Origin of the sequence: Peribacillus kribbensis DSM 17871, assembly GCF_000430765.1 — a bacterium.
Taxonomy (GTDB): Bacteria; Bacillota; Bacilli; order Bacillales; family DSM-1321; genus Paraperibacillus; species Paraperibacillus kribbensis.
Window position 1 is genome coordinate 259300 of the sequence record NZ_KE387243.1, and the last position, 11227, is coordinate 270526.

At 42.6% G+C, this 11227-nt stretch carries 14 protein-coding genes; 1 reads left to right on the top strand and 13 read right to left on the bottom strand.

Annotated features, from left to right (window positions below):
* Positions 1-19: 19 nt before the first annotated feature.
* The 8 genes from H539_RS0125060 to H539_RS0125095 all read right to left on the bottom strand — a co-directional run bounded on the left by H539_RS0125060 (position 20) and on the right by H539_RS0125095 (position 7816).
* Positions 20-445 (bottom strand): acyl-CoA thioesterase, encoded by a 426-nt coding sequence (locus tag H539_RS0125060; RefSeq protein WP_026695798.1) that lies wholly within the window; start codon positions 443-445, stop codon positions 20-22.
* Positions 445-2781 carry an AAA family ATPase gene (locus tag H539_RS0125065; protein ID WP_051348798.1) on the bottom strand — a complete coding sequence of 779 codons (2337 nt, stop codon included), beginning with the start codon at positions 2779-2781 and terminating at the stop codon, positions 445-447. Before H539_RS0125065 ends, H539_RS0125060 begins: the two co-directional genes overlap by 1 nt.
* Before the next feature lie 118 nt (positions 2782-2899).
* The gene (gene tlp / locus H539_RS0125070) at positions 2900-3130 is read right to left on the bottom strand and encodes a small acid-soluble spore protein Tlp (protein ID WP_026695800.1); all 231 of its coding nucleotides are present in this window, start codon (positions 3128-3130) and stop codon (positions 2900-2902) included.
* Positions 3131-3267: 137 nt separating this feature from the next.
* The gene (locus H539_RS0125075; protein ID WP_026695801.1) at positions 3268-3411 is read right to left on the bottom strand and encodes an acid-soluble spore protein N; all 144 of its coding nucleotides are present in this window, start codon (positions 3409-3411) and stop codon (positions 3268-3270) included.
* A gap of 70 nt (positions 3412-3481) precedes the next feature.
* A complete protein-coding gene (locus tag H539_RS31175; RefSeq protein ID WP_081416036.1) occupies positions 3482-3613 on the bottom strand; it encodes an FbpB family small basic protein in 132 nt (43 codons plus the stop codon).
* A gap of 97 nt (positions 3614-3710) precedes the next feature.
* A complete protein-coding gene (locus H539_RS0125085) occupies positions 3711-4247 on the bottom strand; it encodes a peroxiredoxin family protein (RefSeq protein WP_026695802.1) in 537 nt (178 codons plus the stop codon).
* A gap of 170 nt (positions 4248-4417) precedes the next feature.
* Positions 4418-7141, bottom strand: coding sequence for an aconitate hydratase AcnA (acnA, locus tag H539_RS0125090; protein WP_026695803.1), 2724 nt, complete (start codon positions 7139-7141; stop codon positions 4418-4420).
* A gap of 405 nt (positions 7142-7546) precedes the next feature.
* On the bottom strand, positions 7547-7816 hold the full coding sequence (locus tag H539_RS0125095) for a hypothetical protein (RefSeq protein ID WP_026695804.1): 270 nt from the start codon (positions 7814-7816) through the stop codon (positions 7547-7549).
* 117 nt (positions 7817-7933) lie between these two features.
* Here H539_RS0125095 and H539_RS31180 point away from each other — a divergent pair, with 117 nt between their 5' ends.
* Positions 7934-8056: a small acid-soluble spore protein P gene (locus tag H539_RS31180; RefSeq protein WP_081416037.1), complete on the top strand. Its 123-nt coding sequence runs from the start codon at positions 7934-7936 to the stop codon at positions 8054-8056.
* A 43-nt stretch (positions 8057-8099) separates the two neighbouring features.
* Here the strand turns inward: H539_RS31180 and H539_RS29760 are convergent, their stop codons facing one another.
* The 5 genes from H539_RS29760 to H539_RS0125130 all read right to left on the bottom strand — a co-directional run.
* A complete protein-coding gene (locus tag H539_RS29760; RefSeq protein ID WP_035324122.1) occupies positions 8100-8309 on the bottom strand; it encodes a YjzC family protein in 210 nt (69 codons plus the stop codon).
* Between the two features lie 104 nt (positions 8310-8413).
* Positions 8414-8956 carry a ferric reductase-like transmembrane domain-containing protein gene (locus tag H539_RS0125110; RefSeq protein ID WP_035324125.1) on the bottom strand — a complete coding sequence of 181 codons (543 nt, stop codon included), beginning with the start codon at positions 8954-8956 and terminating at the stop codon, positions 8414-8416.
* Positions 8953-9864, bottom strand: coding sequence for an FAD:protein FMN transferase (locus H539_RS30420; protein WP_026695806.1), 912 nt, complete (start codon positions 9862-9864; stop codon positions 8953-8955). The genes H539_RS0125110 and H539_RS30420 overlap by 4 nt, the downstream gene beginning before the upstream one ends.
* Positions 9861-10184, bottom strand: coding sequence for a hypothetical protein (locus tag H539_RS0125120; RefSeq protein ID WP_026695807.1), 324 nt, complete (start codon positions 10182-10184; stop codon positions 9861-9863). The genes H539_RS30420 and H539_RS0125120 overlap by 4 nt, the downstream gene beginning before the upstream one ends.
* A 764-nt stretch (positions 10185-10948) precedes the next feature.
* Positions 10949-11227 (bottom strand): transposase (locus tag H539_RS0125130; RefSeq protein ID WP_026695809.1); only part of this gene is annotated, 279 nt, incomplete at its 5' end.

Sequence of the window (11227 nt, forward strand, 5' to 3'; positions counted from 1 at the left end):
CCTCTTTATGTTCCGCTGCTTACATTTCCTGTTTTTTATGGGTTTCGTATGCTTCATGCCAGTCTGGGAATTGTCTGCGGATGGAGACCGGCCGGAAGCTGTCCGCTTTGACACAGACATGAGAGGATGATCCAGTCAAAGCGAGTTCGCCTGATTCGGTATAGATTTCATATCCGTACGTCACCCTGATGCCATCATATTTTTCAATCCATGTTTTGACTGTGGCGGTTTCTGGATATCGTACGGGTTTTTTATAGGAAGCCTGTATGTCGGTGACGGGTGAGAGAATTCCTTCCTTCTCCATATCAGCATATTTAAAACCAAGATCAGAAATCAGCTCTGTTCTTCCCAGCTCCATCCAGATCACATAATTGGCATGATATACTACTCCCATCTGATCAGTTTCACCATATCGTACGTCTATTTTTTTCTCCGAAACTAACATTACCTTTCGCCTCTTTCCATTTTCTCAAAACTATCTATAAAATCCTTTTTCTGAAGCTGCAAAAGCTGCAAACTCAAATCAGGATTATCCTGTTTTTGCATGATTCTGTATGCATGAGTCTGAATGACCTCGTCCACTAAATTGGTTGCAAAACGTGCATTTCCTTCAACCCGATGGTCTGACAGATACTCTTTTATACTTTCTTCGGCATCATCCGTAATTTCATATTGATAGGATTCTGCATAAGAATGGATGATCTTTAGCAGCTCATCAGGAGTATAGTCAGGGAAGTGAATGAACTTTTTAAATCGAGACCTGAGTCCTGGGTTGAAACTGAGGAGATGATTCATCTCTTCGGGATATCCAGCCAGCACTACTACAAGATTTTCATTATGCCGGGTCATTTCGTCCACCAGTGTGTCAATGACTTCCCTGCCGAAATCCCCTTCCGCTCCACTCAATAGGGAATATGCTTCATCAATAAACAGGACGCCTCCGAGTGCTTCCTTAATTTTCTTCTTTGTCTTGATGGATGTCTGACCGACATAGCCTGCGACAAAATCGGCACGGCTGGCCGTAATCAGATGGCCCCGCTTTAATACTCCGCAGCGTTTCAAAATTTCCGAGTAAAGCCTTGCGACCGTAGTTTTACCTGTACCGGGATTTCCTGTGAAGACAGCATGAAGCTGGACCGGCACATGAGGAAGATAATGTGTTCTTCTGAGCTGCTGCATTTTAACAAAAGCTTCTATCTGCTTCATTTCCTTCTTGATGGAAGACAGGCCGACCAGCTTCTCAAGCTCGGCTTCCGGATCAGAGGATGCATAGCCTTCCTGGATTTTAAAATCATCCTCAGTAAGAGTGGTGTAATCCAATATGCTTAAGCTTTCTGAATCTGAAAGTGCTGCGCCTTTTTTAAAAATGGCATCCATGACGACCGCTTTCACAGTTCGGGCATTGCCAAAGGTTTCATCAACCTTTTCTCTTTCAATTCTTTCAGCCAGAATCTTCCTGGCTCCTTCGGTCAAAATGTAATCATTGGCAGAGGCAGCTTCCTCTGCGATGCGCAATAATTCGTCCAGCGAGTAATCAGGAAGATCAAAAAAATTGGAGGTTGGAAACCGGCTTCTTAATCCTGGATTTGATTGAAGAAAATGGCGCATCTCTTCCCTGTAGCCCGCAAAGATAACTGAAAATTTCCCTGCATATTCAGAGCTTGTCATTAAAGAAACAAGTGTGTCGATTGCAGTCTGTCCAAAGTCATTTCCTGATGAATCGCCCCGCTTAAGCGTGTAGGCTTCGTCAATAAAGAGCACCCCGCCAAGGGAGCGTTCCACCAGTTTTCTGACATTTTCTTCGGTTTGTCCGACATAAGCTCCCACGAGCTGGGCCCGGTCAGCTTCAATGACTTCCTCTCGCGGCAGGATTCCAAGCTCATGGAAAATCTTCGCGAATAATCGGGCCAGTGTGGTTTTCCCTGTTCCTGGATTTCCGGTCAGAACCATATTGAGGCTTATATCATCTCTTGAAATAAAACCGAAGCCGCTCCGTTTTTTTTGATAAAGCAGAAATTTATAGAAGTCATTTATTCTCTTTTTCACATCATGAAGACCTATAAGCTGATTTAATGACGAAGTCGCGCTTTTCTTCTTAACCTGTTCCTCTTCTTCCGGAAATTGGGATTCCCATCTTTCCTTTACTGCCCCAAATGTTTCGAGATGAACTTTGACGTCCTTAAAATGGACAGCAGTATGAAAGACTCCAGTAACCGATGCTTCATAGTCAACGGCGGCATTCAATAAATCAGTTGCAGCAGTTTCAATCTCTTTCAGAATTACAATCAAGATGTCATATTTTTGCAGCAGCTCTGAATTCATGGAATCTATCACTACTTGCCCTTTTTGCAGAGCATCAAGAGTTTCCACTACTGTATCCAGAATGTCGCTGCTTCGTTCAATGTAGGTATCTGCCAGTTTCTTCTTTGTAGTCCGATTATCGGTCTCCCTTATTAAAGGGAATTGGTAATCCGAAAACAGGTCCCGGTATTGCTGCCATTTTGATTCAGCAAGCATAGCATTTGCCATCTTATTGCTTTTATTATGTGTAAGTGCAGCTTGTAACCAGGCTTCATATAATTGGTCCTCTCCTGTACGTCTTTTTCTGGTCAAAGCCATCAAACTGTACAATTCGGACTTTATGTTTTTTACAGATGGCCGGTCATCCGTCTCAAGAGTTTTTAAGAGCACCAATATTTTGGTGTAATCTCTTACATAACCTTGCTTTGAGGCTTCAAGCATTAGAGACTCGGCTTCGGCCTGTATATCCTCAATCTTCATTCGTATTCACTTCTTCCAGAGAACCCATAAATTTCAAGTAAAAAAAGGCAACTCCCATAATAGGAGCCACCTTCTATCTTAGCATATTTTTTCTAATTTTTTGCGTATAACGCTTCATTTACCTGTAGCCAGTTTCCCTGTCAGCAGCCTCTTCTTTCACTTCTTTTCTCATGAATTCAATGGATTCCTGCCGCTTATGATTTTTTTCAAGAATGTTCTGCTGTTCGCTTTCATTTGAGAATGCCATGGCTTCTTCAGCCTTTTCCATATTAATCATGGTATTTTCAATCATGTCCTGAAGTTTTTCAACATTATCACTGCGGTCATCTGGATTTGTTTTTCGGTTCATGAATCATCCCTCCTCTTCTTATCGTATTGTTTTCAATAAGTAAGAAGTTTAGACAATTAAATAACGAATTACTTATAACTATATTATGTAAACATGAGAATCCATAAAAAAAGAGCCGGACTATACCCGGCTCTCTCTTATTCACCCTTCGTCTGAATGACCTGGGCATGTTTCCCTGATTTATCCTGCATTTTCTTTCCATTATTCCCGCTGAAGCCGCGGGGCTGTGTCCCGAGATGACTTGGGACAAAATGCTTTGAATCGCGTTTTGGATTACTCATAAAAATCCCTCCCTGATTATTATCATGGACTTATAAGCAGATGTTCATGAGTTACAATTTTTGATAAACATTATTCTGCCTTATCCAGATGCCTGCTTTCCAATCTTTGCTCGATTCTCTCAAGGGCCTTCGCATCCTTCATCAGCTCAAGTTTATTTTCCTTTATTAATTCCTCAAAGGATAATTTTCTTCTTCTTTTCATTTTTTCACCTATTTTCTTTTTACTAGCAGTATCACCAAAAAAAGTAAATATTATGACTATATTTTTTAAAAAAATAGAGACTAATTTCAGTTAGTCTCTAGGGATGGCTGTTCATATTCTGTTTTAAGTCCTCTTTGGTCATGGCCCCCATGATTTTGTTACGGACGATCCCTTTCTTATCAATAAAATAGGTGGTTGGGATCGAAACGATTTTATATGAAGTATTTACTTCATTGTCTGTATCAAGAAGGATGGGAAATGTGATGCCCATTTTTTTCGAAAAGCCTTTTACATCCGCGTATGGATCCATATTTACCGCAAGAATCATTTCATCCTTGGGAGCATTTTTTGCATACGCCTCTATTTCGGGAATTTCCTTTTTACAGGGAGGACACCAGGTGGCCCAAAAATTGAGGATGACCTTCTTCCCTTTTAAATCAGAAAGCTGGACTGCCTTCCCTTCAAGGGTTTTAAGAGTGAAATCAGGAGCTGCTTTGCCTGTTTTAATTCCTGAGGCGGCTAGAGCAGTCTGTGATTCAATGGGTTTCTCTACCTTTTTCTTCTCCATCGCTTGCACAATTGCCACTGAAACCAAAAGAAGCAGAAGAATGATGGATAACACCTTTTTGAACATGCTTGTCCTCCTTAAGCTGGGTCAATCTTAAGAATATGTAAATGAGTGTATTACATTGATTCGCTGGTATAAGTTTACCATGAACGGCAGTCATTTATAACCAAAGGATCATTTTTTTGAAGATATTCCAAAAAAGCCCCACCAAAGGCGGGGCTTTTTTATGAACTGCATTAAGCTTGTGTGTTTGCCGTTTCCTGTAGTTTTTGACGAAGGACCATTTGAAGGATACCGCCATGACGGTAGTATTCAATTTCCACTTCGCTGTCAAAACGGACAAGAACTTCAAATTCTTTTGTATTGCCTGCTTCGTCAGTTGCTGTAACCTTTAGAAGATCGCGCGGCCTTACTTTTTCATCAAGTTGAACAGAGATCGTTTCTTTACCAGTCAAGCCAAGTGTTTCAGCATTTTCTCCTGCTTTGAATTGAAGCGGAAGAACACCCATCAGCACAAGGTTTGAACGGTGGATACGCTCAAAGCTTTCAGCAAGGACGGTTTTGATTCCAAGAAGGTTTGTACCCTTTGCAGCCCAGTCACGGGAAGATCCCATTCCGTAATCTTTTCCGGCGATGACAATCAGGCCAGTTCCATCCTGCTGATACTTCATGCATGCATCATAGATGGACATAACGTCGCCAGTTGGCCAGTAAGTGGTGTATCCGCCTTCGGTTCCAGGGGCAACCTGGTTTTTGATGCGGATGTTCGCAAATGTTCCGCGCATCATTACTTCATGGTTCCCGCGGCGTGAGCCGTAGGAGTTGAAGTCACGAGGCTGTACTCCGTTGGCACGAAGATACAAGCCTGCAGGAGTATCTTTGCCGATGGCACCAGCTGGTGAGATATGGTCGGTTGTTACAGAATCACCAAATTTAGCTACAACTTTTAAGCTGTTAAGCGGCTTAACCTCTTCAGGGTCTGGTGATAAGCCTTCAAAGAATGGAGGATTTTGAATATAAGTTGAACTGCTGTCAAACTCATATAAAGAATCTTCATTGGTTTCAATTGCATTCCAGCGCTCATTATCCCTGAATACATTTTCATATTCTTTGCGGAATAGCTCTGGAGTTACAGTCTTGCCTACGACTTCTTTGATTTCTTCCTTAGATGGCCAGATATCTTTCAGATACACATCATTTCCATCTTTATCTGTTCCGATCACATCTTTTTCAAGATCCACATTCACATTTCCAGCCAGTGCATATGCGACTACTAATGGCGGTGAAGCAAGGTAGTTGCCTTTTACAAGAGGATGGATGCGTCCTTCAAAGTTACGGTTGCCTGAAAGAACAGAGGTAACAAGAAGATCGGATTCAGATACTGCCTTTTCAACATCAAGCTCTAAAGGACCGGAGTTACCGATACAGGTTGTGCATCCGTATCCTACGATATTAAAGCCAAGCTGATCGAGGTAAGGCTGCAATCCGGAATCACGAAGGTAGCCAGTCACGACTTTAGATCCAGGAGCGAGTGAAGTTTTTACATACTTAGGAACTTCAAGCCCTTTTTCAGCCGCTTTTTTAGCAAGAAGTCCGGCAGCCACGAGTACATATGGATTGGATGTATTCGTACAGCTTGTGATAGCCGCGATGGCTACTGCACCGGTTTTCATGGTAACTTCTTGGCCATTCAGTGTGAAAGCAGTCTCTTTATCCAGGTCTGATGCCTGAAGACCAAAGCCCTGGTTGCCTGCAGGAGCAGCGACAGCCTTTTGGAATGATTCCTGCATCTGTGAAAGAGGAATCAAATCCTGCGGACGCTTAGGACCTGAAAGGTTTGCTTCAATGAGGGAAAGATCGATTTCCACTACATCGGTATATACAGGCTCAATGTCTGGAGTCAGCCATAATCCGTTCGCTTTGCTGTACTCTTCAACCACCTGGATGTGTTCAGGATCTCTTCCTGTCAAGTGCAGGTAAGCAATCGCTTCCTCGTCAACCGGGAAGAATCCGCAAGTAGCGCCGTATTCAGGGGCCATATTGGCAATTGTTGCGCGATCTGCCAATGGAAGGCTGGAAACACCTGGTCCGTAGAATTCTACGAATTTGCCGACTACGCCTTTTTTACGGAGCTCCTGTGTTACTTTAAGTGCAAGGTCAGTAGCTGTTGCTCCATCAGGAAGTTCGTTAACAAAACGTACACCTACTACTTCAGGAACCGGGAAGTAAGATGGCTGGCCGAGCATTCCTGCTTCAGCTTCAATTCCGCCGACACCCCAGCCTAATACGCCAAGACCGTTGATCATGGTTGTATGGGAATCCGTACCAACCAATGTATCCGGATACAATTCGATTTCGCCATTTTCCCCCTCAGCAGCATGAACCACATCAGCAAGGAATTCAAGGTTAACCTGGTGGACGATACCAGTTGCCGGCGGAACGGCACGATAGTTATCAAAAGCTTTTTGAGCCCAGTTAAGGAACTGATAACGCTCTGCATTACGTTCGAATTCTAGATCCATGTTAAAGTTCAGTGAATCGGCTGAACCGGCTCTGTCAACCTGTACAGAGTGGTCGATGACTAGATCCACCGTTTTTTCAGGATTGATTTTATCAGGGTCGCCGCCAAGGTCGGCCATCGCTTTTCTCATGGAAGCCAAATCAACGACTACCGGCACACCCGTGAAGTCCTGGAGGATTACACGTGTAGGCTTGAATGGAACATCGACTTCCTTAACTTTGTCAGTTCCCCATTTAGCAAGGTTTTCAACATGCTCTTTTTTAATAACAAATCCATCTTCCTGACGAAGTACTGATTCAAGAAGGACTTTAATGGAGTAAGGCAGATTAGAGACCTTTGCAACCCCAGCTTCTTCCAGTGCATTTAAACGATAATAATTATAGCGCTTACCATTCAGTTCAAAAGAACTGCGGGAATTAAAAATATCGTTCTTAGACATTCAACATACACCCCTTATAAATTTCCAAAATTCAAAGTTTCATAATCTTAGTCGGCCTGGTTTTACCAGTCAGTTTAATAATAAGCCATATTTAGAAAAATGTCGAAAAATTCGACCATGTTTCTATTAACTTTACAATATTATATTATTCCATCTATCCTAATAAGTAAATTACAAGAATGTTATTGATTGGCATAAGAAAAACTTATCAAATTTAAAAAACCTCTTTATTACCACAGCTTCCAAAATGAATATAAAAACGGATTTATTTTTAGTCATTATCTTTATATAATATAAGGCTGTTTTAATTGGTGAATTTGACGAAATGATTCAGTCTCTTCGACATGAGTTTGAAAATGAACAGCAAAAGAAGCAGAATCTTCCCTTCTGCTTCTTTTCCCTGCTCTATTGCATGTCTTCTGCTTCCTCAATCAGCTGTCGAAGCTCGTCCTGATATTGTCTGAGCTGAACTCTTTGATGCTCCGAGGCCACTTCAAGGGCATTCTCAATTTGCTGGAAGGCTTCCTGTGCTTCTGTTTTCAATGCATGAACCTGAGAGTAGAAATCAGCGTTTTCAGGGAACAGCAGCGCTGCTTTTTCCCTCGCCTGCTCTGTTCCCTGCTGGGCAGCCTGGAATGCCTGCTGTTTGTTTTTATGATAAGGATATTTATCCAATTGTCTGCCTCCTTTTCAAGGATATAAGGGTAGTGTGCCACCTGTTTGATTTTATAATCATGTAAGGCGCATAAACAGAACAGGATTCAGCACACTAAACTTCGAGGAGGGATTTTCATGACGAAAAAAAACAATGGCAGAAATGTAAATTCCACTCAGCCCAAGCCTGCCAGCGGTTCGCATAGAGTGAAAAACGGCAAGCATTCACGGCAGAAACACCATGCCCATCATGATATGTAAAAGGAATAAAAGGACCGAAAGCTGGTCCTTTTATTCCTGCTGCTTATAGCAGCTTCCACCTATGCTGGCGGGTGTGCTTTTTTTCCTGCCCTTTGTGCTGAAGCGCAATGGAGAAAGTCTTCAATTCCGGAAGCAGTTCTCCTTTGTTAACGACGATTCGCTTCCCTCCTTTTACCTTTCCCCCTCCCTGGCCGCTTTCTGCATATGTTCCGGTTACTCTAGCAATTTCACCAGGTTTAACTAATCGAGTCATATATCTCTCCCCATTTCTTTGTATTTCCTTACAGTTTATTGGGGGGGGTTGGATTTATTACAAACCAAATAAAAAAGCCTGACGGTGCAGGCATTATAAAAAGTCTATCTAGCCCGGTAAGCGGCTTGCCGCTGCTTTTTCTTTTTGCTTGAAGATGTTATTAAATACATAAATCCTAATACGACTACTGCTGTGGTGCCTGCATATAGAATCTTCCCCCAGTATGCCCCACTGTCAGATCCAAGAAATAATCCGTGTACAGCAGATAGAATCCATGCTGGAAAAACAAGATAGTGAAGCTTTTTCCAAAGGGACTTCCCCACTTTTTTCATGAAATCAGATGTTATGATAACAATTAATAGAAGATACATGGCAATAATCCCGATTCCGCTCATGACTCGGTCTTCCCCTGATGCAAACGGGATCAGAATCGCTTTAAGGGAATAAGGCTGGTAATGATCGAACACAAGCAGATAAGCATGGACCCCGATTAAAAGCAGGGCCACCTGGCCTAGGATCTGGTGAAATACCAGGAGATTTCCCTTTTTTTTCGGCAGATGCAGGAACATGCCCGCAGTTAACGATATGGTTAATAATAAATAGGCAGTAAGTCCGGTTACACGGATAAAAAACCATGTCCAGTTCATGGTGCCACCTCTAATTTCTGAAATAAATGTTTATTGCCGCCTGCCTTAAAGGTCTCGTTCTCAAAATAGACCAGGAAAGCGGCCTCCCGATGATATTTGTACAGCCACTGTTTGGCCTCTTCATAAGGCAGAATATTAAACACCTTGGAAGCAGTTTCTGCTTCCATTGCTGTTCTCGCAATCACGCTTGCCTGAAGAACTCCATTATCTGCAGCATGTCCCGTAAGACCATTGATAAGATGATGGCGATCTTTCCCTTTATACATCCACTTTCGAACATTCTTTCCCGATGTGGCGAGGGCACAGTCTGTCAGGGTAAATCTTGCTATATCGAATCCGGTATTCAAGGGATGCTGAACCCCTGCCTCCTGAGATCCAATTACCGCAATGTCCCCGCCGGCATTGATCAAGGCGCCTTCTTCTCCTTCTTTCTTCAGCAGATCCTTTGCCTTATCAACGGCGAATCCTTTGCCGAATCCTCCAAAATCAAAGCTGAACTCCCTTTTTTTCATGATCCATGAAGGAGATAGTATGTCCACAGGCTCCTCAGGAATATGTGTCCTATCATTAGGTGCGGCATCCATTTCACCAGGCTGATAATTCGTTGAGAAAGATGTGCGGTATCCAATCTTCTTGATGATTTCTCCCATAAAGGGGTTTACTGCATAATTTGTCCTGCGGGACAAAATCAGGGACTTTTCAGTAAGCTCAGAAAGGATAGGACCGAGAAAAATGGGAACTCCAACTGCTCCGCTGTTCAATGAATGGAGGGCATTCCCTTCTATAAACCTGCTCGCAGTCTTTTCCACTTCTTCAAATATCCCTTCAACAAGAGTGAATAATTCTGCCTTTTTTTCTAAAGTGATGCTGATGAGGCTGTTCATGGCTTTAAAAGTAAAGGTTGTCATTGTGAACTTCCTGAACTTCCATGTCCGCCCTGGAATCCTCCGCTCTGTGGGGAATTGAATGTAGAATCATCGCCCCAGGAGGAATCCTGAGAGCCATCATCCCCCCAGAGCGATTGATCATCAGAGTTAAAGCTGCCTCTCTGGCCTTGATGATTATTGTTAAAAGTCGATGAATGTCCTGTAGTATCCTGATTGAAATCCCCAGATGTAGAGCCGGGAGTACTTGTCCCACCCTTCTGACCCGCTCCAACCAAGCCTGCAAACGTTAAAAATGATGCTGTACTTATAGAAATAATGGACCACTTAACCTTTTTATCCATCTATACTGCTCCTTTCAATTCACGAAGGTTCTTATTGATGTTACTTTACTTCACAAAAGTGAAAGGAAAGTGAAAATGAGGGTACCTTGGAAAAGATTTTTGTTGTTCTGTTTGGCAGAGCTTAGGGCTTCAGTAGTTTGAATGCTTTGTGGGACAGGAACCCCGGTTTTCCTTAGCGAGTTGAAGACGCATGACTCTCTCTGATACTTGCATTACGGTTTTCATAAGAAAGATGAAAGCACTTTTTCTCTTACAGGGAGAAAGTTCGGTCCTCATTAGTTTGTTTATTTCCTCTTTCCAGTTGAGTTTTTTTCGAACCAACCTCATTTTTCGAAGGCTATAGAAGTGCTGGATTTTGAGGAATATACGGAAAAATACTGATCGTGAGTTAATGGTGTTTGATAGAGTGAACTCGTTCGTTTTCTCAAAATGAGTTCTGCTTTGGCCAGGGGGCAGATAAACTATGGCAAGCGTTCAAATGGACAATTCCAGCATGAACCATCAGAGATTTGTGTGTGACAGGTCATTAAGGTACAAATATGGGCGTAGCGTCAAAGATTTGTCCATGATAAGCGATCTAAAGGACAAAACAGGATCAAGGCGGCAAAGATCTGTGCGTGATAGGCCTTCTAAAGGACAAATCAAGAGTCAAGTCCAGCATCTTGTGTAAAAATAATGTTCAATGTAAACCACTGTTTAATATTTATGAGGTTTTGGGAGGAGGAGGCTAGCCTCCTCCTCCCAAAACCTTTGGTGTACGTTTCCTAATTTGAAGTATGAAGATATTTTCGGCCGCCCAAGTCTAACGTATCAGCATAATCCATTAACACAGCTCCAATTAGGCGAAAGGCAGACTGATGATTTGGAAAGACACGGATTACCTGTTCGCGTCTTCGAATCTCAGAGTTCAATCTTTCCAATACATTAGTGGTGCGGAGATGTACATGGTAGTCAGCTGGTTCTCCATAGAATTGGGTGGCATCATCAAATCCTGCATCTAAAATAGACGAAGCTTTTTGGTAACCCTTTTGATCTTCATACTC

Bases quoted from the DNA above. Each gene is read 5' to 3' on its own strand.
- H539_RS0125060 (WP_026695798.1), bottom strand. From the start codon at position 445: ATGTTAGTTTCGGAGAAAAAAATAGACGTACGATATGGTGAAACTGAT.
- H539_RS0125065 (WP_051348798.1), bottom strand. From the start codon at position 2,781: ATGAAGATTGAGGATATACAGGCCGAAGCCGAGTCTCTAATGCTTGAA.
- tlp (WP_026695800.1), bottom strand. From the start codon at position 3,130: ATGAACCGAAAAACAAATCCAGATGACCGCAGTGATAATGTTGAAAAA.
- H539_RS0125075 (WP_026695801.1), bottom strand. From the start codon at position 3,411: ATGAGTAATCCAAAACGCGATTCAAAGCATTTTGTCCCAAGTCATCTC.
- H539_RS31175 (WP_081416036.1), bottom strand. From the start codon at position 3,613: ATGAAAAGAAGAAGAAAATTATCCTTTGAGGAATTAATAAAGGAAAAT.
- H539_RS0125085 (WP_026695802.1), bottom strand. From the start codon at position 4,247: ATGTTCAAAAAGGTGTTATCCATCATTCTTCTGCTTCTTTTGGTTTCA.
- acnA (WP_026695803.1), bottom strand. From the start codon at position 7,141: ATGTCTAAGAACGATATTTTTAATTCCCGCAGTTCTTTTGAACTGAAT.
- H539_RS31180 (WP_081416037.1), top strand. From the start codon at position 7,934: ATGACGAAAAAAAACAATGGCAGAAATGTAAATTCCACTCAGCCCAAG.
- H539_RS29760 (WP_035324122.1), bottom strand. From the start codon at position 8,309: ATGACTCGATTAGTTAAACCTGGTGAAATTGCTAGAGTAACCGGAACA.
- H539_RS0125110 (WP_035324125.1), bottom strand. From the start codon at position 8,956: ATGAACTGGACATGGTTTTTTATCCGTGTAACCGGACTTACTGCCTAT.
- H539_RS30420 (WP_026695806.1), bottom strand. From the start codon at position 9,864: ATGACAACCTTTACTTTTAAAGCCATGAACAGCCTCATCAGCATCACT.
- H539_RS0125120 (WP_026695807.1), bottom strand. From the start codon at position 10,184: ATGGATAAAAAGGTTAAGTGGTCCATTATTTCTATAAGTACAGCATCA.